Raw genomic sequence first — 24,444 nt, 5'->3', positions numbered from 1 at the left:
ACAATGGCCTGGAGGCTACCTTGTTAAACTCATTTAAACTTTCGCTTCAATACATTCTGCCTAAACTGTGGCTCACTCGCCTGGCGGGCTGGGGCGCGAGCAAACGAGCGGGCTGGCTGACCAAACTGGTCATCGACCTGTTCGTGAAATACTACAAGGTCGACATGAAAGAAGCGCAGAAACCGGATACGGCAAGCTACCGCACCTTCAACGAATTTTTTGTGCGTCCGCTGCGCGACGAAGTGCGCCCGCTGAATACCGACCCGAACGTTCTGGTGATGCCTGCTGACGGCGTGATCAGCCAGCTGGGTAAAATTGAAGACGACAAAATTTTGCAGGCGAAAGGCCATAACTACAGCCTGGAAGCGCTGCTGGCCGGTAACTACATAATGGCGGATCTGTTCCGCAACGGGACTTTCGCGACCACCTATCTCTCCCCGCGCGACTACCACCGCGTTCATATGCCGTGTAACGGCATCCTGCGCGAGATGATCTACGTGCCGGGGGATCTGTTCTCTGTAAACCACCTGACGGCGCAAAACGTCCCTAACCTGTTTGCCCGTAACGAGCGCGTCATCTGCCTGTTTGATACTGAATTTGGCCCAATGGCGCAGATTCTGGTAGGTGCTACCATTGTGGGCAGCATCGAAACCGTCTGGGCGGGCACCATTACGCCGCCACGCGAAGGCGTGATCAAGCGCTGGACCTGGCCTGCCGGGGAAGAAGAAGGTTCTGTGGCCCTGCTGAAAGGTCAGGAGATGGGCCGCTTCAAGCTGGGCTCAACGGTAATCAACCTGTTCGCACCGGGCAAAGTTAATCTTGTCGACGAGCTGGAAAGCCTGTCCGTGACCAAACTCGGCCAGCCTCTGGCAGTATCGACGGAGGTCTTTGCAACGCCAGACGTTGCGCCAGCCCCGTTGCCGGAAGAAGAGATCAAAGCCGAGCACGATGCCAGCCCGCTGGTTGACGACAAAAAAGACGAAGGTTAACAACAGAAGGATCGCTGACGTGCGCCCGATTATCGTATTACTGATGGCCTGGTGCCTCAGCATGGGGGCGTATGCAGCGACGGCCCCCGACGCCAAACAGATAACCCAGGAGCTGGAGCAGGCAAAAGCGGCGAAACCCGCTCAGCCGGAGGCCGTTGAGTCGCTCCAGTCTGCACTGAACGCACTTGAGGAACGAAAGGGTTCTCTTGAGCGCGCCCAGCAATATCAGCAGGTTATCGACAACTTCCCCAAACTCTCTCAAACCCTGCGCTCGCAGTTAAACAGCCTGCGTGATGAACCACGCCAGGTACCCGCAGGGATGACGTCCGAGGCGCTGAATCAGGAGATCCTGCAAGTCAGCAGCCAGCTGCTGGAAAAAAGCCGTCTGGCACAGCAGGAGCAGGAACGGGCGCGTGAAATTGCCGACTCTCTCAGTCAGCTTCCACAGCAGCAAACCGATGCCCGCCGTCAGTTAAATGAGGTGGAACGCCGCATTGGGACGCAGACCGGCAACACCCCGCAGAATCAGGCCCAAAATCTTGGGCTACAGGCGGAATCCGCCAGACTAAAAGCGCTGGTTGATGAACTGGAGCTGGCACAGCTTTCTGCTAACAACCGCCAGGAGCTGTCGCGGATGCGTTCGGAACTGGCGCAGAAGCAGAGCGAACAGCTGGATGCGTATCTCCAGGCGCTGAGAAATCAACTCAACAGCCAGCGTCAGCGTGAAGCTGAACGTGCGCTGGAAAGCACCGAGTTGTTGGCCGAAAACAGCGCTAACCTGCCCGACAGCATCGTCGCCCAGTTTAAGGTTAACCGCGAGCTTTCTGCCGCGCTGAATCAGCAGGCGCAGCGCATGGATTTGGTGGCCTCGCAGCAGCGTCAGGCCACTAATCAAACCCTCCAGGTTCGTCAGGCTCTCAACACGCTGCGTGAACAGTCCCAGTGGCTTGGCTCGTCTAACCTGTTGGGCGAAGCGTTACGCGCACAGGTGGCTCGTCTGCCAGAGATGCCAAAACCGCAGCAGCTTGATACGGAGATGGCGCAGCTGCGCGTTCAGCGTCTTCATTATGAAGACCTTCTTAATAAGCAGCCACAAATCCGCCAGATCCGTCAGGCTGACGGACAGCCGCTCACCGGCGAGCAAAGCCGTATTCTGGAAGCGCAGCTGCGCACCCAACGCGAACTGCTCAATTCCCTGTTGCAGGGGGGCGATACGCTGATCCTCGAACTCACCAAGCTGAAAGTCTCAAACAGCCAGCTGGAGGACGCGCTGAAAGAGGTCAACGAAGCCACGCACCGTTACCTGTTCTGGACCTCCGACGTGCGGCCGATGACCTTCGCCTGGCCGATCGAGATCGTGCAGGATCTGCGCCGCCTCATTTCGCTGGACACCTTCAGCCAGCTGGGTCTCGCCAGCGTGATGATGCTCACCAGTAAGGAGACCATCTTCCCGCTGCTGGGGGCACTGATTCTGGTGGGTTTCAGTATTTATTCCCGTCGCCACTTCACCCGTTTCCTTGAGCGCTCCAGCGCCCGGGTGGGGAAAGTGACACAGGATCACTTCTGGCTGACGCTGCGTACAGTGTTCTGGTCAATTCTGGTCGCGTCCCCGCTGCCGGTGCTGTGGATGACGCTCGGATACGGCCTGCGTGAAGCCTGGCCCTATCCGCTTGCCGTCGCAATTGGCGATGGCGTGACCGCCACCGTTCCGCTGCTGTGGGTGGTGATGATTTGCGCCACGTTTGCGCGGCCAAATGGTCTGTTCATCGCTCACTTTGGCTGGCCGCGTAATCGCGTGGCGCGGGCGATGCGCTATTACCTGATGAGCATCGGGCTGATTGTGCCGCTGATTATGGCGCTGATCATGTTCGATAATCTCAATGACCGGGAGTTCTCCGGCTCGCTGGGACGGCTGTGCTTTATGCTGATCTGCGGGGCATTAGCGGTAGTGACGCTCAGCCTGAAGCGCGCCGGGATCCCGCTCTATCTCGACAAGTCCGGCAGTGGCGATAACATGTTTAACCGTCTGCTGTGGAACCTGCTGCTTAGCGCGCCGCTGGCGGCGATGCTGGCGGCGGCTGTCGGTTATCTCGCCACATCGCAGGCGCTGCTCGCACGACTGGAAACGTCAGTAGCTATCTGGTTCCTGCTGCTGGTGGTCTACCATGTTATTCGCCGCGGCATGCTGATCCAGCGTCGTCGTCTGGCGTTTGACCGTGCCAAACATCGTCGCGCAGAAATACTGGCCCAGCGCGCGCGGGGTGAGGAAGAGCCGAACCACGTCAACAGCACCGAAGGGACTTCAGACGCCGATGACGTCGAACTGGATCTCGATGCGATCAGTACCCAGTCCCTGCGGCTGGTACGCTCAATTCTGATGCTGGTTGCCCTGCTGTCGGTGATCTTCCTGTGGTCGGAAATCCACTCCGCGTTTGGCTTCCTGGAGAACATCTCTTTGTGGGATGTGACGTCGACGGTGCAGGGGGTCGAAAGCCTGGAGCCCATCACCTTAGGGGCCGTGCTGATTGCGATTCTGGTACTCATTATCACCACGCAGCTGATCCGTAACTTCCCTGCCCTGCTGGAGCTGGCGCTGTTGCAGCATCTGGATTTAACCCCCGGCACAGGCTATGCGATCACCACCATTACCAAGTATTTAATCATGCTGTTTGGTGGGCTGGTTGGCTTCTCGATGATTGGTATCGAATGGTCAAAACTGCAATGGCTGGTTGCCGCCCTGACCGTAGGCCTGGGCTTTGGTTTACAGGAGATCTTTGCCAACTTCGTCTCGGGTCTGATCATTCTGTTTGAAAAGCCGATTCGAATTGGCGATACGGTGACCATCCGCGATCTGACCGGCAGCGTCACCAGGATCAACACCCGCGCCACCACCATCAGCGACTGGGACCGTAAAGAGATCATCGTCCCGAACAAAGCGTTTATCACCGAGCAGTTTATCAACTGGTCGCTGTCTGACTCCGTCACGCGTGTGGTGCTGACCGTACCCGCTCCGTCGGATGCCAACAGCGAAGAGGTGACGCAGATCCTGTATACGGCTGCTGAACGCTGTTCGCTGGTAATCGACAACCCGCCGCCGGAAGTCTTCCTGGTTGATTTGCAGCAGGGGATCCAGATTTTCGAGCTGCGTATCTACGCCGCCGAGATGGGACACCGTATGCCGCTGCGCCATGAGATCCACCAGCTGATCCTGGCTGGCTTCCGCGAGCACGGAATTGATATGCCGTTCCCACCTTTCCAGATGCGTCTGGAAACGCTGGACGGACGTAAGACAGGAAGAACGTTGACATCTGCGGCGCGTTCGCGCCCGGCGGGAAGTTTATAATCCATTTCCCCCTCCCTTCCGGGAGGGGTTTTTTCATCCGCTATGCCACTTCTGCCACGCAGGTCATCATGCGGCGGCGGTAGTTCTCATAAATCCCCATTGCCAGCAGCGAGAAGAAGATCGGTCCGCCAACCATCCACAGCGTGCTGCTCCAGTCATTTGCCTCAACCACGGGCTGAATGACGGTAAAGATGTTGGCGAACGCGACGACCAGCACCACAACAGTGGTCGCCAGCAGCGTCGCCACGCGGGTTTTGAAGATCACAAACGGTCGCTCCAGATCCCGCTTCGCCTTAAAGAACGGGAACGCCAGCGCCAGGAATAGGTACGGAAGCGTCATCGATACGTTTGCCATCAGGGTCAGCTTGTTATAGAACGCCGACGCGGTATCGCCGCCAAAGGACACCAGCAGAATGAACACGCACACCAGCAGGCACTGCATCCACATCGCGTTGGCAGGCATACCGGCAGCATTCAGCTGCGTCATACGTGCGGGCCACAGCGCCTTTGGCGTCCCCTGAATAATCGCTTTCAGCGGCGAGTAGATCAGCGTGAAGAACGCGCCAGTATAGGCGAGGAACATCGACAAACCGGTAATCCGCGCAAACCAGATCCCCAGGGTGGCCGACGTTTCCGGCGCGAGATCCATGGCGTTGCCCAGCGTCACCCCCAGGCTTTTCATCAACACGTAGGTAATGTTGCCGAGGTTGGTGGTGTTATTGCTCAGTACCTGCTGCCAGTTGGTGCTGACGCCCCAGAGGAAAATCGCCAGCGAGTAGCCAATGGAAATGACGATGGCGGCAAAGATAATGCCTTTGGCAAAGTTCTTTTCCGGGTTTTCGGTTTTATCGACCAGCCCGCCCACGGCTTCAATTCCACCGTAAGCAAAGATGGCAAACACCACGAAGGAGAGCATGGCCAGCCCGGACTGGTAACCCGGATTAGGCGATGAAACGAAGTTGACTTCCTGTGCGAAATGCCCGCCGTTCAGGCACAGAATAGCGATACTGACCAGCAGCAGCACCAGGTTCAGGCACATCACGGAAATTCCGCCAACGGCAGTGATACGGGCAATTTTGTTGATGCCTTTCGAGGCCACCCGCGTGACAACCACCATCCAGCACACCGCCAGAATACCGACCACCTGTGTGGAACTCAGCCCCGCCAGAGACCAGACCTGCGTTTTATCCGCACCGAAGAGAAACGTTGAGAACGGCACCCAGACCTTGGCCGCCGTGCTGACCATCCAGACGACATAGGATGAAAACCACATGAACGTACCGATAAACGCATAACGCGGACCGACGCTGTTGTTCATCCACGAATAGATGCCGCCTTCTTCTTTCCTGTACGCCGACCCCATCTCCGCCATCATTAGCGCAAACGGAATAAAGAAGAACAGCGCGGAAACGATATAAAACGGCGTCGCGCTGTAGCCCATCAGATAAAACGCGGACGGGCTATTGGCAAAGCCAAAAACTGACGTAAAAATCATCAGGATGAGCCCGGTAAGGGTCATTTTTTTGAGTGAGTGAGACATATAACCATCCGAAACGGAATTAAACTGCGCGGATGGTAGCAGATGACCAGACAAATATTGTGGCTATCCGAGTCAAATTAAGAAAAAGACCCGTGCATAGAGAAGATAGTAGTTTTTAATGTGGCAGAGTTAAATGACCAAGTAGGCCGGGTAAGCGACAGCGCCACCCGGCAATCCTTTATGCGCGATCGACCGTAAAGGCAATCACATCGCCCAGTTGTTCTGCGCCCAGCGCCAGCATGACCAGGCGATCCACACCCAGCGCCACGCCGGAGCAGTCCGGCAGACCGGCTTTAAGCGCTTCCAGCAGGTTGGTGTCAATCGGCTGCTGCGGCAGACCGCGCGCGTTGCGCTTGCGGTTATCCTGCTCGAAACGCTGTTGCTGTTCGCGCGCGTCGGTCAGCTCATGGAAACCGTTCGCCAGCTCGATGCCTTTAAAGTACACCTCAAAGCGCTCCGCCACGCGGTGATCTTCGGTGCTGATCTGCGCCAGTGAAGCCTGGCTGGCCGGGAAGTGATAGACAAACGTCGGACGATCTTTGCCAATCTGCGGTTCAACACCAAAGGTGAACAGCAGTTGCAGCAGCGTGTCGCGATCCTCTTCGTTATCCGCCACGTTGCTCAGATCCAGTTTTGCCGCCACTTCACGCAGCTGTGTTTTATCAGCCGACAGCGGATCAATTTCCAGATGACGCTGGAAGGCCTGCTGATAGGAGAGCGTTTCAGCTTCCGCGCAATCCAGCACCTGTTGGAGCAGATCGTCGACTTCGTTCATCAGACGATACATGTCGTAGTGCGGGCGGTACCACTCCAGCATAGTGAATTCCGGATTATGGTGTCGGCCCATCTCTTCATTACGGAAGCTACGGCACAGCTGATAGACCGGACCACACCCGGCCGCCAGCAGACGCTTCATATGGTATTCCGGGCTGGTCATCAGATACAGATTCATGCCCTGAGAGTGGCCTGGGCCAACAAAACGGGTTTCAAACGGGACCAGATGAATATCCGTGACCGTCGCCTGACTCATGCACGGCGTTTCCACTTCCAGGACGCCGCGATCCGCAAAGAAGCGGCGGATCTCCGCCATAATTGCTGCGCGCTTTAGCAGGTTTGGAATGGATGCGCTCGGCTGCCAGGTGGCCGTTTCGCTCATGAGTTATTTCTCCGTTTTCAGACAAGGGCACGAAGTCTACTCGCAAGCCGGGGCAGAGACAAATTTTGCACAGTAAAAGCCCCTTTTCATTGCACAGAGAAATACTGTGACGCCATTCATTAATCACGATGATAAATCACCGCACAGAACAGCAAAAAAATCGAACACGTCAAATTTCCCTCACTTCTACGCGGTTATACTGTTTTACCCATAAAGGAGCAGTGGAATCGCTTCCGCAATCGTCCGTTCGGGCAGGTGAACGTCCTTTAGCTCATCACGTTGCGGGAAAACCAAAATCTGGAGGAATGTCGTGCAAACTTTTCAAGCCGATCTTGCCGTAATAGGCGCTGGCGGGGCTGGATTACGCGCTGCAATTGCTGCGGCACAAGCCAATCCGAACGCCAAAATCGCATTGATTTCAAAAGTCTATCCGATGCGCAGCCACACGGTAGCCGCAGAAGGAGGATCCGCCGCCGTCGCGCAGGATCATGACAGCTTCGAATACCATTTCCACGACACGGTTGCAGGGGGCGACTGGCTTTGCGAACAGGATGTCGTTGATTACTTCGTGCACCATTGCCCAACGGAAATGACCCAGCTGGAACAGTGGGGATGTCCTTGGAGCCGCCGTCCGGACGGGAGCGTCAACGTCCGCCGCTTTGGTGGCATGAAGATCGAACGCACCTGGTTTGCCGCCGATAAGACCGGCTTCCACATGCTGCACACCCTGTTCCAGACCTCCCTCCAGTTCCCACAAATCCAGCGCTTTGACGAACATTTCGTTCTCGACATTCTGGTCGACGACGGTCATGCGCACGGACTGGTAGCAATGAACATGATGGAAGGCACGCTCGTCCAGATCCGCGCTAAGGCGGTGGTGATGGCAACGGGCGGTGCGGGCCGCGTATACCGCTACAACACCAACGGCGGCATCGTCACCGGTGACGGTATGGGCATGGCGCTCAGCCACGGCGTCCCGCTGCGTGATATGGAGTTCGTCCAGTATCACCCAACCGGCCTGCCGGGCTCCGGTATTCTGATGACGGAAGGCTGCCGCGGCGAAGGCGGTATTCTGGTCAACAAAAACGGCTATCGCTATTTGCAGGATTACGGCATGGGTCCGGAAACCCCGCTTGGCGAGCCGAAAAACAAATACATGGAACTCGGCCCACGCGACAAAGTCTCTCAGGCTTTCTGGCATGAGTGGCGCAAAGGCAACACCATCTCAACGCCGCGCGGCGACGTGGTGCATCTCGACCTGCGTCATCTCGGCGAGAAGAAACTGCTGGAGCGTCTGCCGTTTATCTGCGAGCTGGCGAAAGCCTATGTGGGCGTCGACCCGGTGAAAGAGCCGATCCCGGTGCGTCCAACCGCGCACTACACCATGGGCGGTATCGAAACCGACCAGCAGTGCGAAACCCGCATCAAAGGGCTGTTTGCGGTGGGTGAGTGTTCCTCCGTCGGTCTGCACGGCGCAAACCGTCTGGGCTCGAACTCGCTGGCTGAGCTGGTAGTCTTTGGTCGCATGGCGGGCGAACGCGCGATGGAGCGTGCCGCAACGGCAGGTGAAGCTAACAGCGCGGCGCTGGATGCGCAGGTTGCAGACATCGAAAAACGCCTGAAAGGCCTGGTGAACCAGGAAGGTAACGAAAACTGGTCGAAGATCCGCGACGAAATGGGGCTGTCGATGGAAGAAGGCTGCGGGATCTACCGTACGCCAGAGCTGATGCAGAAAACCGTCGACAAGCTGGCAGAACTCCAGGAACGCTTCAAGCGCGTGCGCATCACCGACACCTCCAGCGTCTTCAATACCGACCTGCTCTATACCATTGAACTGGGCCACGGCCTGAACGTCGCAGAGTGTATGGCCCATTCCGCCCTGGCGCGTAAAGAGTCCCGCGGCGCACACCAGCGCCTGGATGAGGGCTGCACCGAACGTGACGACGTCAATTTCCTTAAACATACTCTCGCCTGGCGCGATGCGGATGGTACCACCCGTCTGGACTACAGCGACGTGAAAATCACTACGCTGCCACCGGCGAAACGCGTGTACGGTGCAGAAGCAGAAGCCGCCGATAAGAAGGAGAAGGCGAATGGCTGAGATGCAAAAACTGAAAGTTGAAGTGGTGCGCTACAACCCGGAAGTGGACGCCGCGCCGCACAGCGCTTTCTATGAAGTCCCTTACGACGAGCAAACCTCCCTGCTGGATGCGCTCGGCTATATCAAAGATAACCTGGCCCCGGACCTGAGCTACCGCTGGTCCTGCCGCATGGCAATCTGCGGCTCCTGCGGCATGATGGTCAACAAAGTGCCGAAGCTGGCGTGTAAAACTTTCCTGCGTGATTACACCAAGGGCATCAAGGTTGAAGCGCTGGGCAACTTCCCGATTGAGCGCGATCTGGTGGTCGACATGACCCACTTTATCGAAAGCCTCGAAGCGATTAAGCCGTACATCATCGGCAACCCGCGCACGCCGGATCAGGGGCCAAACACCCAGACGCCCGCGCAGATGGCGAAATACCATCAGTTTTCCGGCTGCATCAACTGCGGCCTGTGCTACGCCGCCTGTCCACAGTTTGGCCTGAACCCTGAGTTTATCGGCCCGGCCGCCATTACTCTGGCGCACCGCTATAACGAGGACAGCCGCGACCACGGCAAAAAAGAACGTATGGCACAGCTTAACGGCCAGAATGGGGTCTGGACCTGCACGTTTGTCGGTTACTGCTCCGAAGTCTGTCCGAAGCATGTCGACCCGGCCGCCGCTATTCAGCAGGGAAAAGTGGAAAGTTCGAAAGACTTTCTTATCGCTACCCTGAAACCACGCTAAGGAGTGCATGATGACGACTAAACGCAAAGCCTACGTGCGACCAATGCCGTCCACCTGGTGGAAAAAACTGCCGTTTTATCGCTTCTATATGCTGCGTGAAGGCACGGCTGTTCCCGCGGTCTGGTTCAGCCTCGAACTGATGTACGGGGTGTATGCCCTCAAGCACGGCCCGGAAGCCTGGGCCAGTTTTGTGGGTTTCCTGCAAAACCCAATCATCGTAGTTCTGAATCTGATTGTGCTCGCAGCCGCGCTACTGCATACCAAAACCTGGTTTGAACTGGCGCCAAAAGCAGCGAACATCATTGTAAAAGGCGAAAAAATGGGGCCAGAGCCGGTTATTAAAGGGCTCTGGGCAGTGACGGCCGTTGTCTCTGTGGTCATTCTGTTTGTCGCACTGTTCTGGTAAGGAGACTACTATGATCAATCCAAATCCAAAACGTTCAGATGAGCCGGTCTTCTGGGGGCTGTTTGGCGCAGGCGGCATGTGGAGCGCCATTATTGCCCCGGTCATTATCCTGCTGGTCGGGATCATGCTGCCGCTGGGGCTGTTCCCGGGCGATGCGCTGAGCTATGAGCGCGTACTGGCCTTTGCGAGCAGCTTTATTGGCCGCGTGTTCATCTTCCTGATGATCGTCCTGCCGCTGTGGTGTGGTCTGCACCGTATCCACCATGCGATGCACGATCTGAAAATCCATGTGCCAAGCGGTAAATGGGTCTTCTACGGTCTGGCGACCATTCTGACGGTCGTCACGTTGATTGCCGTGGTCACCATCTGACTGAACAGGCCCGCCATCCGGCGGGCTTTTTACTTTTTCATCTTCTCCACCAGCCACCGGGAAAATTCGCGCATGGCAGGCGTTTCTGCCCGGGACTGCAATCGGGTCAGCCAGTAACTGCCGAGTTCAATCTGCGTTGCAAAGGGCTGCACAATGCGCTCGCTGGCTAACAGATGGGTAAACATATCGACAGGCGCAATGGCAATACCTACCCCTGCCTGAGCGGCCTCCAGCATGGTCACGGACGAATCAAATACCATCACACGGTGCGTTGGCGAAGGGGAGTGCTCGCCGGCCGCCTGCATCCACGCGGTCCACTCGTCGCGTCGGTAGGAGCGCAGCAGCGTAAACCTGAGGATGTCGGCCGGACAGTGCAGACTGGTGGCGATATCGGGCGTACACAGCGGCGCGAGCGGCGCATGACAAAGAAATTCAGCCTCGGTGCCATGCCACGCCCCGCCACCGTAGCGGATCGTATAGTCAAGCCCTTCGGCAGCCGGATCAACGCGGTTGTTATGGGTGGAAAGCTGAAGATCGATGTGCGGATAGCCACGGCGAAAATCGTCCAGCTGTGAGAATAAAACCCCGATGGCAAACGTACCCACCACGCCGATTTTCAGCTTCTCCTGCGCACGATGGTTAGCGAAGCGATCCAGCATTCCGGCTATACGATCGAACGAATCATTCAGTACCGGCAGTAAGTTTTCTCCCTCGGTAGTCAACATCAGCCCGCGCGACACGCGAACGAACAGCTGACAGTTCAGGTGCTGCTCCAGCGTTTTCACATGCTGGCTAATGGCTGAATGGGTCACGTTCAGCTCAATGGCCGCATGCGTAAAGCTGAGATGTCTCGCGGCGGCTTCAAAGGCTCGAAGCGAATTGAGGGGGAGATAGCTTCGCGTCATGGTCTCTTTCGTTAGAAAAATTAACAGCTAATGCTAAATTTAACCGTTTGTCAGGCACAGTCAAATCCAACAGACTACGCCTGTCTGACGGGCCCGGACATCCCCTTGACTCGCTATTACGGAAGATTACTGATGATGAAAAAATCTCTTTGCTGCGCCCTGCTGCTCGGCATCTCTTGCACTGCTCTCGCCGCGCCAGTGTCAGAAAAACAGCTGGCGGAGGTGGTCGCGAATACGATTACCCCGCTGATGAAAGCCCAGTCGATTCCAGGCATGGCGGTGGCCGTTATTTATCAGGGTAAACCGCACTATTATACGTTTGGCAAAGCCGATATCGCGGCCAGCAAACCCGTTACGCCTCAGACTCTGTTCGAGCTGGGTTCTATAAGTAAAACCTTCACCGGGGTTTTAGGAGGGGATGCCATTGCTCGCGGTGAAATTTCGCTGGACGATCCGGTGACCAGATACTGGCCACAGCTGACGGGCAAGCAGTGGCAGGGGATTCGTATGCTGGATCTCGCAACCTACACCGCTGGCGGCCTGCCGCTACAGGTACCGGATGAGGTCACGGATAATGCCGCCCTGCTGCGCTTTTATCAAAACTGGCAGCCGCAGTGGAAGCCTGGCACAACGCGTCTTTACGCCAACGCCAGTATCGGTCTTTTTGGCGCGCTGGCGGTCAAACCTTCCGGCATGGGCTATGAGCAGGCCATGACGACGCGGGTCCTTAAGCCGCTCAAGCTGGACCATACCTGGATTAACGTTCCGAAAGCGGAAGAGGCGCATTACGCCTGGGGCTATCGTGACGGTAAAGCGGTGCGCGTTTCGCCGGGAATGCTGGATGCACAAGCCTATGGCGTGAAAACCAACGTGCAGGATATGGCGAACTGGGTCATGGCAAATATGGCGCCGGAGAACGTTGCTGATGCCTCACTTAAGCAGGGCATCTCGCTGGCGCAGTCGCGCTACTGGCGTATCGGGTCAATGTATCAGGGTCTGGGCTGGGAGATGCTCAACTGGCCCGTGGAGGCCAACACGGTGATCGAGGGCAGCGACAGTAAGGTGGCGCTGGCACCGCTGCCCGTGGCAGAAGTGAATCCACCGGCTCCCCCGGTCAAAGCGTCCTGGGTCCATAAAACGGGCTCTACTGGCGGGTTTGGCAGCTACGTGGCCTTTATTCCTGAAAAGCAGATCGGTATTGTGATGCTCGCGAATAAAAGCTATCCGAACCCGGCACGCGTTGAGGCGGCATACCATATCCTCGACGCGCTACAGTAAAACATTGCGGGTGGCGCTGCGCTTACCCGGTCTACACAACGCATGAACTTTGTAGGCCGGGTAAGGCGAAGCCGCCACCCGGCAAAACACCCTGCACAATCTCCCGCATTTTCCCTGCTGTCATCTACACTTAACAAAAAACAGTAAGGAAACTCCTATGCGCATTCTGCCTGTTATTGCCGCAGTAACAGCCGCGTTTTTAGTGGTTGCTTGCAGTTCTCCTACTCCTCCGCCTGGCGTCACGGTAGTCAGTAATTTCGACGCACAGCGCTTCCTCGGCACCTGGTATGAAATCGCCCGACTGGACCATCAGTTCGAACGGGGCTTAGAAAAAGTCACGATCAGCTACAGCGCGATGGATAACGGCGGGATCCGGGTCATTAACCGCGGCTATAACCCGGATCGCCAGATGTGGCAGCAGTCAGTTGGTCAGGCCTATTTCACCGGCGCATCTAACCGCGCGGCCATGAAAGCCTCTTTCATCGGCCCATACTACGGCGGGTATAACGTCATTGCGCTGGACAGAGAGTACCGCCACGCGCTGGTCTGTGGGCCGGATCGCAACTATCTGTGGCTCCTCTCACGCACGCCAACGATCTCGGCGGAAATGAAACAGCAGATGCTGGACATAGCGACCCGGCAAGGGTTTGATGTGACGAAGTTAATCTGGGTAAAACAGCCGCATTAGTGCGTACTGAGTTTTAACCCGATGATACCCGCGACAATCAACGCGAGGCTGGCGATGCGCGCCAGACTCGCAGACTCCCCCAGCAGCAGAATGCCGGTAATGGCAGCCCCTACTGCGCCAATTCCCGTCCAGACAGCGTAAGCTGTGCCGACGGGTAAGGTTCGCATCGCCCATGACAGCATGACGATACTGACAATCATTGCGGCGATAGTGATGACGCTGGGCGTCAGGCGGGTAAAACCGTGTGTGTATTTCAGACCAATTGCCCATACCACTTCGAGCAAACCAGCAATAACAAGAACGATCCAGGACATTTCAGGCTCCTTAACTTAAAGACAAGTTGGGGCCGTCCCCGATGAGTGAAGCGCTTACGGGTCGTCCCGCAAGGCAGAAGTTGCGCCTTATATTTTGGTTAGCGTGGAATTTTTTTTCAAACTTTTTCTGCTGAACACCTTAAAGCAAGAAATAGCCTCAGTAAGGCACGTAGTTCAGGCATTTATGACTCATCCGACTTCTCTATGATGATAGGCTTTCTGATGGCAGGAAGCCAAACCACTAGCCGACTGCGAAAATTTTATGTTCAAAATTCTTTTGATTGACCGTTGTCACTTCACCCGCGCGGGATTTGAAGCCTGGGTCAATCATTCAGACCTGTTTTCGGGTCATTTCGTCGTAACCGGGGTAAATAATCTTTTCCTCGCCAGAGAGCATATCCTGCAATGGAAACCTGCGCTGGTCATCGCTGATTTATCTGGCTTCCGGCAGGATTTACACCATTTTCAGCAGCTTTCCTCCCTGCTAATTGCCAGCGAAACACTGCCTTTTATTATGCTGCAATCAGGGCAGGAGCAGGAGATGACTGATTATCTGGCGCAGTTCCCGATATGGTCTTCGCTCTCCAAAAATACCGATCTGGAAGCACTGGCGGCGGTGATAAACGACGCGCTAACGTCATGCGCGAGCGCGGAGCTACCGAAAATGGCGGCACCGTTGCTGACGCGTCAGGAAGAAAGAGTTCTGACCTTGTGGATGGATGGTGCGAGCAACCAGAAAATTGCCAGCAATCTTCGCATTAACGGAAAAACGGTATACACGTACAAACGCAATATCCGCATGAAGCTGCATATGGATACGCGCTACTCGCCGTTTTTATCGCTACAGGAAGTGGAGAATTGACGGTACGGTGTAATAACTTGCCGTACCGTCGCTTACATTAGTTCTGAGCTTTAGTTGCTGCGCCAGAAATCGCGCTACCACCGTCGGAGATATCTTCCCCTACGCCACGGGTGGTGTTACATGCAGTCAGTACCGAAGAAAGCACCAGAACAGAAAAGATCGCTGCAATTGTTTTCTTAACCATAATATCTTCCTTTTATAGCCAAAGTTATTTTGTGTATAGCAACTTAAGAATAGACAAAATCTTGCCGTTTGACGGAAAAGGAAGAATTTTTAGGAAAATTAGACGGAATTAGCTGGCCGCATGGGAAATGATATGGCCGAGATCCTGGATATCTTCACCCACGCCACGCGCGGTGTTGCAGCCGGAGAGAATTGCGCTGGAGAGCGCTAACAGAAGCAGAATTTTAACGGTACGTTTCATCTTCCCTGCCTGCAAAATCAGGCGCAGCGGGCGCTGCGCCTTTAATCATGACGTAAATTACTTCACGCGGGATACGTATTCGCCGGAGCGGGTATCCACTTTGATCACTTCACCGATCTGTACGAACAGTGGCACTTTCACCACAGCGCCGGTAGACAGGGTGGCAGGCTTGCCGCCAGTACCTGCGGTATCACCTTTCAGACCTGGATCGGTTTCAACGATTTCCAGCTCAACGAAGTTCGGCGGCGTAACCGCGATAGGCTGACCGTTCCACAGGGTCACGATGCACTCAGCCTGATCCAGCAGCCACTTGGCGTTGTCGCCAATCGCTTTCGCGTCCGCAGACAGCTGCTCGAAGGTTTCGTTGTTCATGAAGTGCCAGAACTCACCGTCGTTGTACAGGTAAGTCAGGTTCATATCGACAACATCAGCGCCTTCAGCGGAGTCAGTAGATTTGAAGGTTTTCTCAACACGGGTACCGGTCAGCAGGCGGCGCAGCTTAACGCGCGCAAATGCCTGGCCTTTACCTGGTTTAACGAATTCGCTGGCTTCAACCGCGTACGGTTCGCCGTCCATCATGATTTTAAGACCAGCACGAAAATCGTTGCTATAGTACGTTGCCATAAGGCCCTCTAAATTTGTTAACTGGTAGCTAAGCCACAAAATGGCGCATATTGTAACCCTAAACACCCCGTCCAGAGAAGATTGGTTATCGCAACTTGCCGATGTAATCACCAGTCCTGATGAATTGCTGCGTCTTTTAGACCTCGAACAGCACGAAGCGTTGCGTGCAGGCCGTGAGGCGAAGCGCCTTTTCGCCCTGCGCGTTCCCCGCGCGTTTGTTGCCCGAATGGAAAAGGGTAACCCTGATGATCCATTATTAAAACAAACGCTGACCTCTCAGGATGAGTTTATTACCGCCCCCGGATACAGCACCGATCCGCTGGAAGAGCAGAACAGTGTTGTACCGGGTTTACTGCATAAATACCGCAATCGTGCCCTGCTGCTGGTTAAGGGCGGGTGCGCGGTAAATTGCCGCTATTGCTTCCGTCGCCACTTCCCGTACGCCGAAAATCAGGGTAATAAGCGCAACTGGCAGGTGGCGCTGGACTACATCGCAGCGCATCCGGAACTGGATGAAATCATCTTTTCCGGCGGCGACCCGCTGATGGCAAAAGATCATGAGCTGGACTGGCTGCTGACTCAACTTGAGACCATCCCGCACATTAAGCGTCTGCGCATTCACAGCCGTTTACCGATCGTCATCCCGGCGCGTATCACCGACGCCTTGGTCACGCGCCTGGAGCAGTCCCGTTTACAGGTGCTGCTGGTAAATCATATCAACCATGCAAATGAAATTGACGCGGACTTTCGTGCGGCGATGACGCGTATGCGAATGGCAGGCGTGACGCTGCTCAACCAGAGCGTATTACTGCGCGGCGTGAACGACAGCGCCCACGTGTTGGCCGATCTCAGCAATGCCTTATTTGATGCGGGCGTAATGCCCTATTACCTGCATGTTCTGGATCGCGTCCAGGGCGCGGCGCACTTCATGGTGACGGATGAAGAGGCCCGGAAGATTATGCGCGAGCTGTTAACGCTGGTTTCAGGTTATATGGTGCCGAAGCTGGCACGTGAGATTGGCGGAGAGCCGAGTAAGACGCCGCTGGATTTGCAGCTGCGGCAGCAGTAAAAAAAGCAGGTGGCGCTACGCTTACCTGCCTACAGGTAAAGCGGCAGCGCCATCAAAATGTTATATCAGTTCGGGCACTTATAGACCTGGCCGTTCATCTGGCTGGCGGTTGGCACAAAGCTGGACAGCATACCCTGCGTCGGGCTGCTCACCCCGTAAATCACGTTGCCGCCCATTGCCGCAGCCTGATTACGCAGGGCATTGGCCGCACCGCGCATAGAGCCGCCCTCCTCGCCGTGCTGCCCTGACATCCAGTTGCTTTGCTCGCCAGAGGCGGTGCCTAACAGCTGGCATTCGCTGCCCGGCTTATCTTCCACAAAGCGAACGCTCTGGCCCGCTGCCGTCAGCTCATTGCTGGTGCTACAACCCGCCAGCAGCAATGCTGCACCTACAATCCCTGCACAGACTTTTATGCGCATGTTATTCCTCGTTTTCAATAAGCTGGACAGTAGTTGTCCGCGTGTAAACCTTATACTAAAAAGATGACCAAAAGAAAAATGCTGAGCATTTCTGCGAGCCAGATTCCGCTGGCACTCCTCCGACATCTTAAATGAATTCTGATAATAACCTTTGGGATATCGTGTTTTAGCCCCCGATCGTTTTTAGTGATGCGACGTACAACTTTTGTACGGGACTAAAAAAAAGGGGGTTTCATGAGTGCATCATCCTCAGGAGAGGAAAAAGTAACCTGGGTGGGCTATCTGGCGTTCGTGCTCACCATCGTATTTTTCTCAGGTTTTTTCGCCAAAAGTACTGAATGGTGGCGCATGCTGGATTTTACCGTCCTGAACGGCAGCTTTGGACCGGTGAACGGCGCCCTAACGTTTCGCGGCGAGGGTGGCACAGGAGCGAAAGACGGTTTTTTGTTTGCCCTTGAACTGGCGCCCTCGGTCATTTTATCGCTCGGGATCATTGCCGTTACCGAGGGGCTGGGCGGGCTGCGCGCCGCACAACAGCTCATGACGCCCATTCTGCGCCCGCTGCTCGGCGTGCCGGGCATCTGCTCTCTGGCGCTTATCGCCAACCTGCAAAATACCGATGCAGCCGCAGGGATGACCAAAGAGTTGACCGACGAAGGGGCGATTACTGACCATGAACGCGCCATTTTCGCCACCTTCCAGACCAGCGGTAGCGCCATTATTACCAACTATTTTTCTTCCGGTGCCGCACTTTTTACCTTTATTACCGTCCCGGTGATCGCGCCGCTGGCGGTCATTCTGGTATTTAAATTTGTTGGCGCCAACTTCCTGCGGCTGTGGATCGCCCACATGGAAGTTCGTCGCGTTCAGGAGGAAAAATGATCGCCCAGACGCGTAAAAATATCATGGACTTGTTTATCGATGGCGCCCGCCGCGGCTTTACCATCGCCACCACCAGCCTGCTGCCGAACGTGGTCATGGCGTTTGTCATCATTCAGGCGCTTAAGGTGACCGGCCTGCTGGATATTGTCGGCAGGGTATGCGAGCCCATCATGGCCCTGTGGGGGCTTCCGGGTGCGGCGGCAACGGTACTTCTGGCCTCGGTGATGAGCATGGGCGGCGGCGTGGGGGTTTGCGCCAGCCTGGTCGTCGCCGGCACGCTCAGCGGCCATGATGCCACCATCCTGCTGCCCGCCATCTACCTGATGGGCAATCCGGTGCAAAACACGGGCCGCTGCCTCGGCACCGCGGGCGTGAACCCGAAATATTACCCGCACATCATCGCTGTCTGCGTTATCAACGCCTTGCTCTCGATGTGGGTGATGCAGCTACTCTTCTGAGGAGATAAAAATGGATTTTTCAGTGCTGGAACCGCATCTCTTCCGCCATGCACATCTTGTTCGAGTAACGGCTCGACGGGCAATAAAAAACCCCGGGCATCGCTGCCCGGGGTTCATTCTGAGAGGTTCAGAACAACATGATTACATCATGCCGCCCATGCCACCCATGCCGCCCATACCACCAGCAGCACCTAAGTCAGGCGCGTCGCCTTTAGGCATGTCGGTTACCATGCATTCGGTCGTGATCATCAGGCCAGCTACAGATGCCGCGTACTGCAGAGCAGAACGGGTAACTTTAGTTGGGTCCAGGATACCGAAGTCGATCATGTTGCCGTATTCTTCAGTTGCTGCGTTGTAACCGTAGTTACCTTCGCCCGCTTTCACGTTGTTCGCAACTACTGATGGCTCTTCACCGGCGTTGGACACGATCTGACGCAGAGGGGCTTCCATTGCGCGAAGCGCAACTTTGATACCTACGTTCTGGTCTTCGTTCTGAGCGGTCAGGCCAGCCAGTTTAGCGGCTACACGCACCAGCGCGACACCACCACCAGCAACTACGCCTTCTTCTACCGCAGCACGGGTCGCATGCAGGGCATCGTCAACGCGTGCTTTCTTCTCTTTCATTTCAACTTCGGTCGCAGCACCAACTTTGATTACCGCAACGCCGCCTGCCAGTTTCGCTACGCGCTCCTGCAGTTTTTCACGGTCGTAATCGGAAGTTGCTTCTTCGATCTGCTTACGGATCTGACCAACACGGCCCTGAATAGCGGCTTCTTCACCCACACCGTCGATGATGGTGGTAGTGTCTTTGTTGATCACAACGCGTTTCGCCTGGCCCAGGTCTTCCAGGGTCGCTTTTTCCAGCTCCATACCAATCTCTTCGGAGATCACGGTACCGCCGGTCAGGGTAGCGATATCCTGCAGCATCGCCTTACGACGATCGCCGAAGCCAGGTGCTTTAACCGCTGCCACTTTCACGATGCCACGCATGGTGTTAACCACCAGAGTCGCCAGCGCTTCGCCTTCAACGTCTTCAGCAATGATTACCAGCGGCTTGCCTGCTTTCGCAACGGCTTCCAGCACTGGCAGCATTTCGCGGATGTTGGAGATTTTCTTGTCAGCCAGCAGGATGAACGGGCTTTCCAGCTCAACAGCGCCAGTTTCTGGCTTGTTGATGAAGTATGGGGACAGGTAACCGCGGTCGAACTGCATACCTTCAACCACATCCAGTTCGTCTTCCAGACCAGTACCGTCTTCAACGGTGATCACGCCTTCTTTACCGACTTTATCCATCGCTTCAGCGATCAGTTTACCTACGGTTTCGTCGGAGTTAGCGGAGATAGTACCAACCTGAGCAATGGCTTTAGAGTCAGAGCACGGTACGGACAGCGCTTTCAGCTCTTCAACAGCAGAGGCGACAGCTTTGTCGATACCACGTTTCAGATCCATTGGGTTCATGCCCGCAGCAACGGCTTTCAGGCCTTCGGTGATGATCGCCTGCGCCAGTACGGTCGCGGTGGTGGTACCGTCACCAGCAGCGTCGTTCGCTTTAGAGGCAACTTCTTTCACCATCTGTGCGCCCATGTTTTCGAACTTGTCTTCCAGCTCGATTTCACGTGCAACAGAAACACCATCTTTGGTGATGGTTGGCGCGCCGAAGGATTTGTCCAGCACGACGTTACGGCCTTTCGGGCCCAGAGTGACTTTCACTGCGTCTGCCAGTACGTTTACGCCGCGGAGCATTTTTACACGAGCGTCGTTACCGAATTTTACGTCTTTAGCTGCCATGTTCTTATTTCCTCAAATTCGTACAGTTTCGTGCGTTAATTACGCTTCAACAATTGCCAGAATGTCGCTCTCGGACATGATCAACACTTCTTCATTGTCGATCTTCTCGGATTTCACGCCGTAGCCATCGTTGAAAATGACGATGTCACCAACTTTAACGTCCAGTGGCTGCACAGTTCCGTTTTCCAGGATGCGGCCCTTACCGACAGCGATGATTTCGCCACGCGTTGATTTTGCTGCTGCTGAACCGGTCAGAACGATGCCGCCAGCAGACTTGGTTTCAACTTCTTTACGTTTGACGATCACACGATCATGTAACGGACGAATACTCATTGATAGCTCTCCTTTGAGAAAGTCATTATCAGTTATGGATGACGCCGGTCCGCATGCGGTTTTCCGGCTAGTGCCCTGAGAGATGGGGATAGCTTTTTACCCCTTCAAGGGGTAATCGAAAAAAAATTTGCGAAAGTGTTACCATCCACTCTCTTTTGATGGTGGCGGGACGAGGTAAATGAGTGGACTCAGGCAGGAGTTGGGGCTGGCGCAGGGCATTGGCTTACTCTCAACGTCTTTGTTAGGCACGGGCGTTTTTGCGGTTCCCGCGCTGGCGGCGTTGGTTGCCGGCAATAACAGTCTTTGGGCATGGCCGGTGCTGATCGTGCTGGTGTTTCCTGTGGCGATTGTCTTTGCCATACTCGGGCGGCTCTTCCCGAGCGCAGGCGGCGTAGCGCATTTTGTCGGCATGGCGTTTGGGCCGCGAATGGAACGCGTCACCGGCTGGCTATTTTTGTCGGTGATACCCGTTGGCCTTCCGGCAGCCCTGCATATCGCAACCGGCTTCGGACAGGCGCTGTTTGGCTGGCACGATGAACAGCTGCTGCTGGCTGAACTCGGTACGCTGGCGATTATCTGGTGGGTTGGCTCACGCGGGGCCAGTTCCAGCGCCAACCTGCAAACGCTGGTCGCCGTGTTAATCGTCGCGCTGATCGTCGCCATCTGGTTTGCGGGTGACATTACGGTGGCGGATATTCCTTTCCCCGCGATTAATGACATCGACCACACACAGCTTTTCGCTGCACTATCCGTCATGTTCTGGTGTTTCGTCGGTCTGGAGGCGTTCGCTCATCTGGCATCCGAGTTTAAACAGCCCGAGCGTGATTTTCCCCGCGCCCTGATGATTGGCCTGCTGCTGGCGGGCACCGTGTACTGGGCCTGTACCGTACTGGTGCTGCACTTCAACGCGTTCGGTGAAGAGAAAGCCGCCGCCGCGTCGCTGCCGGGCATCGTGGTGCAGCTGTTTGGCGTTAAAGCCCTGTGGGTAGCCTGCATGATTGGCTATCTCGCCTGCTTTGCCAGCCTCAACATCTATATTCAGAGCTTCGCCCGGCTGGTGTGGTCTCAGGCACTTTATAAACCGGATAGCCCCCTCTCACGCCTGTCAAAGCGTCAGCTTCCGGTGAATGCGCTGAATACCGTACTGGGCTGCTGCGTGGTGAGTTCCCTGGCCATTTATCTCCTCGACATCAACCTTGACGCGCTGATTATCTACGCCAACGGTATTTTCATCATGATCTATCTGTTGTGCATGCTGGCGGGCTGTCGGCTACTGAAAGGACGCTTTAAGGCGCTGGCGGCTATCGGGTGTGTCCTGTGCCTGCTGCTGCTGGCGATGGTGGGATGGAAGAGTGTGTACGCCATCGTCATGCTGGCGGGGCTGTGGGTGTTTTTACCGAAGCGGCAAAATCCGCAGGCCCGGTGAGCGAGCGCCACCGGGCAAGAAACTTACCGATCGTCTTTATGATCTAACCGGTCGCGCTGCTCATCCTTACGCTGATATTCCCCTTCAAAGGTATCGCCCGGGCCGGTGCTGAAACCACCGCCTGGCATACGGCTGAAACGCAGATGCGGCAGCAGCTTCATGGTCAGATGCTTCTGCACCGGCGGCAACAGCAACAGCAGGCCGAGGAAGTCTGTAAAGAAGCCCGGCAGGATCAGCAGCAGGCCAGCAATAATCAGCGACACGCTTTTGATCATCTCGGCGGCCGGGCTTTCACCTGCGGCCATCTTCTGCTGCATTAACAGGAAATTTTTGAAACCCTGATTGCGCACCAGCGACATGCCGATGACGGAGGTGAAGATCACCAGAATCAGCGTCAGCAGGACGCCCAGCACATGGGCAACCTGGATGAAAATGGAAATCTCAATGTAAACATAAAGAAAGAAAGCAATAAATGGTATCCAGCGCACTGGCATCTCCTGTGTGGCAGGTGCCTTCTGGCCCCTGACTGAATGTGTTCGCGAAGCGCGTAGATAAGAAATGGTGACGGTTAGCCAAAATTCAATCGGTTTGCACGGATATTTTTTCTGGAAATATTAAAGCGGTGACATATTTCACAGATTAATAATTATCATGAAATCGGGTCGATAATAAGTGATCCAGCTTACGGCAATTCGCTATCATCAGCATATGATCTCGAACATCTGGCCGATTGAGGGAATAATCGTCGGTCATAAAATATTCAAAACCACATATCTACTGTGTGTTTAGTACAATCCATCGGCAGCTTGAAAAGAAGGTTCACATGTTAAACAACATTCGTATCGAAGAAGATTTGTTGGGTACCAGGGAAGTTCCAGCGGATGCCTACTATGGTGTTCACACTCTGAGAGCGATTGAAAACTTCTACATCAGCAACAGCAAAATCAGCGACATCCCTGAATTTGTGCGTGGCATGGTGATGGTAAAAAAAGCCGCGGCTCTGGCAAACAAAGAGCTGCAAACCATTCCTAAAAGCGCTGCAAATGCGATTATCGCCGCGTGCGATGAAGTGCTGAACAACGGCAAATGCATGGATCAGTTCCCGGTTGACGTCTATCAGGGCGGCGCAGGCACCTCCGTCAACATGAACACCAACGAAGTGCTGGCAAACATCGGCCTGGAGCTGATGGGTCATCAGAAAGGTGAATACCAGTACCTGAACCCGAACGACCACGTTAACAAATGTCAGTCCACCAACGACGCCTACCCAACCGGCTTCCGCATCGCGGTGTATGCCTCTGTCGTCAAACTGGTCGACGCGATTAATCAGCTGGGTGATGGCTTCCAGCGTAAAGCCGTTGAGTTCCAGGACATTCTGAAAATGGGTCGTACCCAGCTGCAGGACGCAGTGCCAATGACCCTCGGCCAGGAGTTCCACGCGTTTAACGTGCTGTTGAACGAAGAGACCAAAAACCTGCTGCGCACGTCCGAACTGCTGCTGGAAGTGAACCTGGGTGCTACCGCCATCGGTACACGCCTGAACACCCCGGATGGCTATCAGCAGCTGGCGGTACAGAAGCTGGCTGAAGTGTCCAACCTGCCGGTTGTGCCTGCAGAAGACCTGATTGAAGCCACCTCAGACTGCGGCGCCTACGTGATGGTGCACAGCGCATTGAAACGTCTGGCGGTGAAACTGTCCAAAATCTGTAACGACCTGCGCCTGCTCTCCTCCGGTCCGCGCGCTGGCCTGAATGAAATCAACCTGCCAGAGTTGCAGGCGGGTTCATCCATCATGCCAGCTAAAGTGAACCCGGTGGTGCCAGAAGTGGTGAACCAGGTTTGCTTCAAGGTGATTGGTAACGATACGACCGTCACCATGGCCTCCGAAGCCGGTCAACTCCAGCTGAACGTAATGGAGCCGGTGATTGGCCAGGCGATGTTTGAATCTATCCACATTCTGACCAACGCCTGCTACAACCTGCTGGAAAAATGCATTAACGGCATCACCGCGAATAAAGAAGTGTGTGAAGGCTACGTCTATAACTCCATCGGCATCGTCACCTACCTCAACCCGTTCATCGGCCACCACAACGGCGATATCGTCGGGAAGATTTGTGCCGAAACCGGTAAGAGCGTGCGTGAGGTGGTTCTCGAGCGAGGATTGTTGACCGAAGCCGAACTGGACGATATCTTCTCCGCCCAGAACCTGATGCACCCGGCATATAAAGCGAAACGATATACCGATGAAAGCGAACAGTAACCGTTCAGGCTAAGCTTCCGAAAGGCACGTCACTTGTGACGTGCCTTTTTTCTTTATGGCCGTTACCAAAACACAACAATTC

25 protein-coding genes are annotated in these 24,444 nt (G+C 55.3%); 14 read left to right on the top strand and 11 right to left on the bottom strand.

The window, feature by feature from the left end:
* Positions 1 to 20 precede the first annotated feature (20 nt).
* On the top strand, positions 21 to 989 hold the full coding sequence (asd, locus tag IM282_RS03025; protein WP_022646813.1) for an archaetidylserine decarboxylase: 969 nt from the start codon (positions 21 to 23) through the stop codon (positions 987 to 989).
* A gap of 19 nt (positions 990 to 1,008) precedes the next feature.
* Positions 1,009 to 4,332: a miniconductance mechanosensitive channel MscM gene (gene mscM / locus IM282_RS03020; RefSeq protein WP_022646812.1), complete on the top strand. Its 3,324-nt coding sequence runs from the start codon at positions 1,009 to 1,011 to the stop codon at positions 4,330 to 4,332.
* Between the two features lie 40 nt (positions 4,333 to 4,372).
* On the opposite strand, the gene yjeM is transcribed toward mscM, so the two are convergent.
* On the bottom strand, positions 4,373 to 5,872 hold the full coding sequence (gene yjeM, locus IM282_RS03015) for a glutamate/gamma-aminobutyrate family transporter YjeM (RefSeq protein ID WP_032625184.1): 1,500 nt from the start codon (positions 5,870 to 5,872) through the stop codon (positions 4,373 to 4,375).
* A 178-nt stretch (positions 5,873 to 6,050) separates the two neighbouring features.
* Positions 6,051 to 7,028 (bottom strand): elongation factor P--(R)-beta-lysine ligase, encoded by a 978-nt coding sequence (epmA, locus tag IM282_RS03010; protein ID WP_003855960.1) that lies wholly within the window; start codon positions 7,026 to 7,028, stop codon positions 6,051 to 6,053.
* A 310-nt stretch (positions 7,029 to 7,338) separates the two neighbouring features.
* On the opposite strand from epmA, the gene frdA reads away from it, so the two are divergent.
* Genes frdA through frdD form a run of 4 tightly spaced genes read left to right on the top strand, consistent with a single transcriptional unit; the run spans position 7,339 to position 10,632 of the window.
* The gene (frdA, locus tag IM282_RS03005; RefSeq protein ID WP_023305293.1) at positions 7,339 to 9,129 is read left to right on the top strand and encodes a fumarate reductase (quinol) flavoprotein subunit; all 1,791 of its coding nucleotides are present in this window, start codon (positions 7,339 to 7,341) and stop codon (positions 9,127 to 9,129) included.
* Positions 9,122 to 9,856 carry a succinate dehydrogenase/fumarate reductase iron-sulfur subunit gene (locus IM282_RS03000; protein ID WP_022646809.1) on the top strand — a complete coding sequence of 245 codons (735 nt, stop codon included), beginning with the start codon at positions 9,122 to 9,124 and terminating at the stop codon, positions 9,854 to 9,856. The genes frdA and IM282_RS03000 overlap by 8 nt, the downstream gene beginning before the upstream one ends.
* Before the next feature lie 10 nt (positions 9,857 to 9,866).
* Positions 9,867 to 10,262, top strand: a complete 396-nt coding sequence (gene frdC / locus IM282_RS02995) for a fumarate reductase subunit FrdC (protein ID WP_003855953.1) — start codon at positions 9,867 to 9,869, stop codon at positions 10,260 to 10,262.
* Positions 10,263 to 10,272: 10 nt separating this feature from the next.
* Positions 10,273 to 10,632 carry a fumarate reductase subunit FrdD gene (gene frdD, locus IM282_RS02990; RefSeq protein ID WP_000609653.1) on the top strand — a complete coding sequence of 120 codons (360 nt, stop codon included), beginning with the start codon at positions 10,273 to 10,275 and terminating at the stop codon, positions 10,630 to 10,632.
* A gap of 29 nt (positions 10,633 to 10,661) precedes the next feature.
* On the opposite strand, the gene ampR is transcribed toward frdD, so the two are convergent.
* Positions 10,662 to 11,537: a LysR family transcriptional regulator AmpR gene (gene ampR, locus IM282_RS02985; RefSeq protein WP_022646808.1), complete on the bottom strand. Its 876-nt coding sequence runs from the start codon at positions 11,535 to 11,537 to the stop codon at positions 10,662 to 10,664.
* A 132-nt stretch (positions 11,538 to 11,669) separates the two neighbouring features.
* Here ampR and blaACT point away from each other — a divergent pair, with 132 nt between their 5' ends.
* Complete coding sequence (gene blaACT / locus IM282_RS02980; RefSeq protein ID WP_192970107.1) at positions 11,670 to 12,815, top strand: ACT family cephalosporin-hydrolyzing class C beta-lactamase; 1,146 nt, start codon at positions 11,670 to 11,672, stop codon at positions 12,813 to 12,815.
* A gap of 157 nt (positions 12,816 to 12,972) precedes the next feature.
* Positions 12,973 to 13,503 carry a lipocalin family protein gene (locus tag IM282_RS02975; RefSeq protein ID WP_023299124.1) on the top strand — a complete coding sequence of 177 codons (531 nt, stop codon included), beginning with the start codon at positions 12,973 to 12,975 and terminating at the stop codon, positions 13,501 to 13,503.
* On the opposite strand, the gene sugE is transcribed toward IM282_RS02975, so the two are convergent.
* The gene (gene sugE, locus IM282_RS02970; protein WP_015572453.1) at positions 13,500 to 13,817 is read right to left on the bottom strand and encodes a quaternary ammonium compound efflux SMR transporter SugE; all 318 of its coding nucleotides are present in this window, start codon (positions 13,815 to 13,817) and stop codon (positions 13,500 to 13,502) included. The genes IM282_RS02975 and sugE overlap by 4 nt on opposite strands.
* A 262-nt stretch (positions 13,818 to 14,079) precedes the next feature.
* On the opposite strand from sugE, the gene IM282_RS02965 reads away from it, so the two are divergent.
* Complete coding sequence (locus IM282_RS02965; RefSeq protein ID WP_023299123.1) at positions 14,080 to 14,679, top strand: LuxR C-terminal-related transcriptional regulator; 600 nt, start codon at positions 14,080 to 14,082, stop codon at positions 14,677 to 14,679.
* A 37-nt stretch (positions 14,680 to 14,716) separates the two neighbouring features.
* Here the strand turns inward: IM282_RS02965 and ecnB are convergent, their stop codons facing one another.
* From ecnB to efp, 3 genes are all read right to left on the bottom strand, one after another.
* Complete coding sequence (ecnB, locus tag IM282_RS02960) at positions 14,717 to 14,863, bottom strand: lipoprotein toxin entericidin B (protein ID WP_006178941.1); 147 nt, start codon at positions 14,861 to 14,863, stop codon at positions 14,717 to 14,719.
* A 108-nt stretch (positions 14,864 to 14,971) separates the two neighbouring features.
* Positions 14,972 to 15,103 (bottom strand): entericidin A/B family lipoprotein, encoded by a 132-nt coding sequence (locus IM282_RS02955; RefSeq protein WP_006810410.1) that lies wholly within the window; start codon positions 15,101 to 15,103, stop codon positions 14,972 to 14,974.
* A 57-nt stretch (positions 15,104 to 15,160) separates the two neighbouring features.
* Entirely contained in the window at positions 15,161 to 15,727 is a 567-nt protein-coding gene (efp, locus tag IM282_RS02950; RefSeq protein ID WP_003855940.1) for an elongation factor P, read from the bottom strand.
* 40 nt (positions 15,728 to 15,767) lie between these two features.
* On the opposite strand from efp, the gene epmB reads away from it, so the two are divergent.
* The gene (epmB, locus tag IM282_RS02945) at positions 15,768 to 16,796 is read left to right on the top strand and encodes an EF-P beta-lysylation protein EpmB (RefSeq protein WP_022646803.1); all 1,029 of its coding nucleotides are present in this window, start codon (positions 15,768 to 15,770) and stop codon (positions 16,794 to 16,796) included.
* Between the two features lie 65 nt (positions 16,797 to 16,861).
* Here the strand turns inward: epmB and IM282_RS02940 are convergent, their stop codons facing one another.
* On the bottom strand, positions 16,862 to 17,215 hold the full coding sequence (locus IM282_RS02940) for a DUF4156 domain-containing protein (RefSeq protein ID WP_022646802.1): 354 nt from the start codon (positions 17,213 to 17,215) through the stop codon (positions 16,862 to 16,864).
* Between the two features lie 234 nt (positions 17,216 to 17,449).
* Here IM282_RS02940 and IM282_RS02935 point away from each other — a divergent pair, with 234 nt between their 5' ends.
* Together IM282_RS02935 and IM282_RS02930 are read left to right on the top strand one after the other, a co-directional pair.
* Positions 17,450 to 18,097: a nucleoside recognition domain-containing protein gene (locus IM282_RS02935; RefSeq protein WP_032625166.1), complete on the top strand. Its 648-nt coding sequence runs from the start codon at positions 17,450 to 17,452 to the stop codon at positions 18,095 to 18,097.
* On the top strand, positions 18,094 to 18,555 hold the full coding sequence (locus IM282_RS02930; protein ID WP_022646800.1) for a YjiG family protein: 462 nt from the start codon (positions 18,094 to 18,096) through the stop codon (positions 18,553 to 18,555). The genes IM282_RS02935 and IM282_RS02930 overlap by 4 nt, the downstream gene beginning before the upstream one ends.
* Positions 18,556 to 18,696: 141 nt before the next feature.
* Here IM282_RS02930 and groL read toward each other — a convergent pair whose 3' ends face one another.
* Both groL and IM282_RS02920 read right to left on the bottom strand, forming a co-directional pair.
* The gene (gene groL / locus IM282_RS02925) at positions 18,697 to 20,343 is read right to left on the bottom strand and encodes a chaperonin GroEL (protein WP_006810416.1); all 1,647 of its coding nucleotides are present in this window, start codon (positions 20,341 to 20,343) and stop codon (positions 18,697 to 18,699) included.
* Between the two features lie 39 nt (positions 20,344 to 20,382).
* Positions 20,383 to 20,676: a co-chaperone GroES gene (locus IM282_RS02920; RefSeq protein WP_003855929.1), complete on the bottom strand. Its 294-nt coding sequence runs from the start codon at positions 20,674 to 20,676 to the stop codon at positions 20,383 to 20,385.
* A gap of 178 nt (positions 20,677 to 20,854) precedes the next feature.
* Here IM282_RS02920 and yjeH point away from each other — a divergent pair, with 178 nt between their 5' ends.
* The gene (yjeH, locus tag IM282_RS02915) at positions 20,855 to 22,102 is read left to right on the top strand and encodes an L-methionine/branched-chain amino acid transporter (RefSeq protein WP_192970106.1); all 1,248 of its coding nucleotides are present in this window, start codon (positions 20,855 to 20,857) and stop codon (positions 22,100 to 22,102) included.
* Positions 22,103 to 22,125: 23 nt separating this feature from the next.
* Here the strand turns inward: yjeH and IM282_RS02910 are convergent, their stop codons facing one another.
* Positions 22,126 to 22,590, bottom strand: a complete 465-nt coding sequence (locus IM282_RS02910; RefSeq protein ID WP_003855925.1) for an FxsA family protein — start codon at positions 22,588 to 22,590, stop codon at positions 22,126 to 22,128.
* Positions 22,591 to 22,925: 335 nt separating this feature from the next.
* On the opposite strand from IM282_RS02910, the gene aspA reads away from it, so the two are divergent.
* Positions 22,926 to 24,362: an aspartate ammonia-lyase gene (gene aspA, locus IM282_RS02905; protein WP_003855923.1), complete on the top strand. Its 1,437-nt coding sequence runs from the start codon at positions 22,926 to 22,928 to the stop codon at positions 24,360 to 24,362.
* The last annotated feature ends 82 nt before the right edge of the window (positions 24,363 to 24,444 follow it).

It is taken from the genome of Enterobacter cloacae complex sp. P29RS, from assembly GCF_014893445.1.
Taxonomy (GTDB): Bacteria; Pseudomonadota; Gammaproteobacteria; order Enterobacterales; family Enterobacteriaceae; genus Enterobacter; species Enterobacter intestinihominis.
Note: the sequence above shows the minus strand (reverse complement) of the source record. Positions and strands in the feature narration are given on the sequence as shown.

Coding starts and splice junctions, on each gene's coding strand:
- yjeM (WP_032625184.1), bottom strand. CDS start 5,872: ATGTCTCACTCACTCAAAAAAATGACCCTTACCGGGCTCATCCTGATG.
- epmA (WP_003855960.1), bottom strand. CDS start 7,028: ATGAGCGAAACGGCCACCTGGCAGCCGAGCGCATCCATTCCAAACCTG.
- IM282_RS03000 (WP_022646809.1), top strand. CDS start 9,122: ATGGCTGAGATGCAAAAACTGAAAGTTGAAGTGGTGCGCTACAACCCG.
- frdC (WP_003855953.1), top strand. CDS start 9,867: ATGACGACTAAACGCAAAGCCTACGTGCGACCAATGCCGTCCACCTGG.
- frdD (WP_000609653.1), top strand. CDS start 10,273: ATGATCAATCCAAATCCAAAACGTTCAGATGAGCCGGTCTTCTGGGGG.
- ampR (WP_022646808.1), bottom strand. CDS start 11,537: ATGACGCGAAGCTATCTCCCCCTCAATTCGCTTCGAGCCTTTGAAGCC.
- blaACT (WP_192970107.1), top strand. CDS start 11,670: ATGATGAAAAAATCTCTTTGCTGCGCCCTGCTGCTCGGCATCTCTTGC.
- IM282_RS02975 (WP_023299124.1), top strand. CDS start 12,973: ATGCGCATTCTGCCTGTTATTGCCGCAGTAACAGCCGCGTTTTTAGTG.
- sugE (WP_015572453.1), bottom strand. CDS start 13,817: ATGTCCTGGATCGTTCTTGTTATTGCTGGTTTGCTCGAAGTGGTATGG.
- IM282_RS02965 (WP_023299123.1), top strand. CDS start 14,080: ATGTTCAAAATTCTTTTGATTGACCGTTGTCACTTCACCCGCGCGGGA.
- ecnB (WP_006178941.1), bottom strand. CDS start 14,863: ATGGTTAAGAAAACAATTGCAGCGATCTTTTCTGTTCTGGTGCTTTCT.
- IM282_RS02955 (WP_006810410.1), bottom strand. CDS start 15,103: ATGAAACGTACCGTTAAAATTCTGCTTCTGTTAGCGCTCTCCAGCGCA.
- efp (WP_003855940.1), bottom strand. CDS start 15,727: ATGGCAACGTACTATAGCAACGATTTTCGTGCTGGTCTTAAAATCATG.
- epmB (WP_022646803.1), top strand. CDS start 15,768: ATGGCGCATATTGTAACCCTAAACACCCCGTCCAGAGAAGATTGGTTA.
- IM282_RS02940 (WP_022646802.1), bottom strand. CDS start 17,215: ATGCGCATAAAAGTCTGTGCAGGGATTGTAGGTGCAGCATTGCTGCTG.
- IM282_RS02935 (WP_032625166.1), top strand. CDS start 17,450: ATGAGTGCATCATCCTCAGGAGAGGAAAAAGTAACCTGGGTGGGCTAT.
- IM282_RS02930 (WP_022646800.1), top strand. CDS start 18,094: ATGATCGCCCAGACGCGTAAAAATATCATGGACTTGTTTATCGATGGC.
- groL (WP_006810416.1), bottom strand. CDS start 20,343: ATGGCAGCTAAAGACGTAAAATTCGGTAACGACGCTCGTGTAAAAATG.
- IM282_RS02920 (WP_003855929.1), bottom strand. CDS start 20,676: ATGAGTATTCGTCCGTTACATGATCGTGTGATCGTCAAACGTAAAGAA.
- yjeH (WP_192970106.1), top strand. CDS start 20,855: ATGAGTGGACTCAGGCAGGAGTTGGGGCTGGCGCAGGGCATTGGCTTA.
- aspA (WP_003855923.1), top strand. CDS start 22,926: ATGTTAAACAACATTCGTATCGAAGAAGATTTGTTGGGTACCAGGGAA.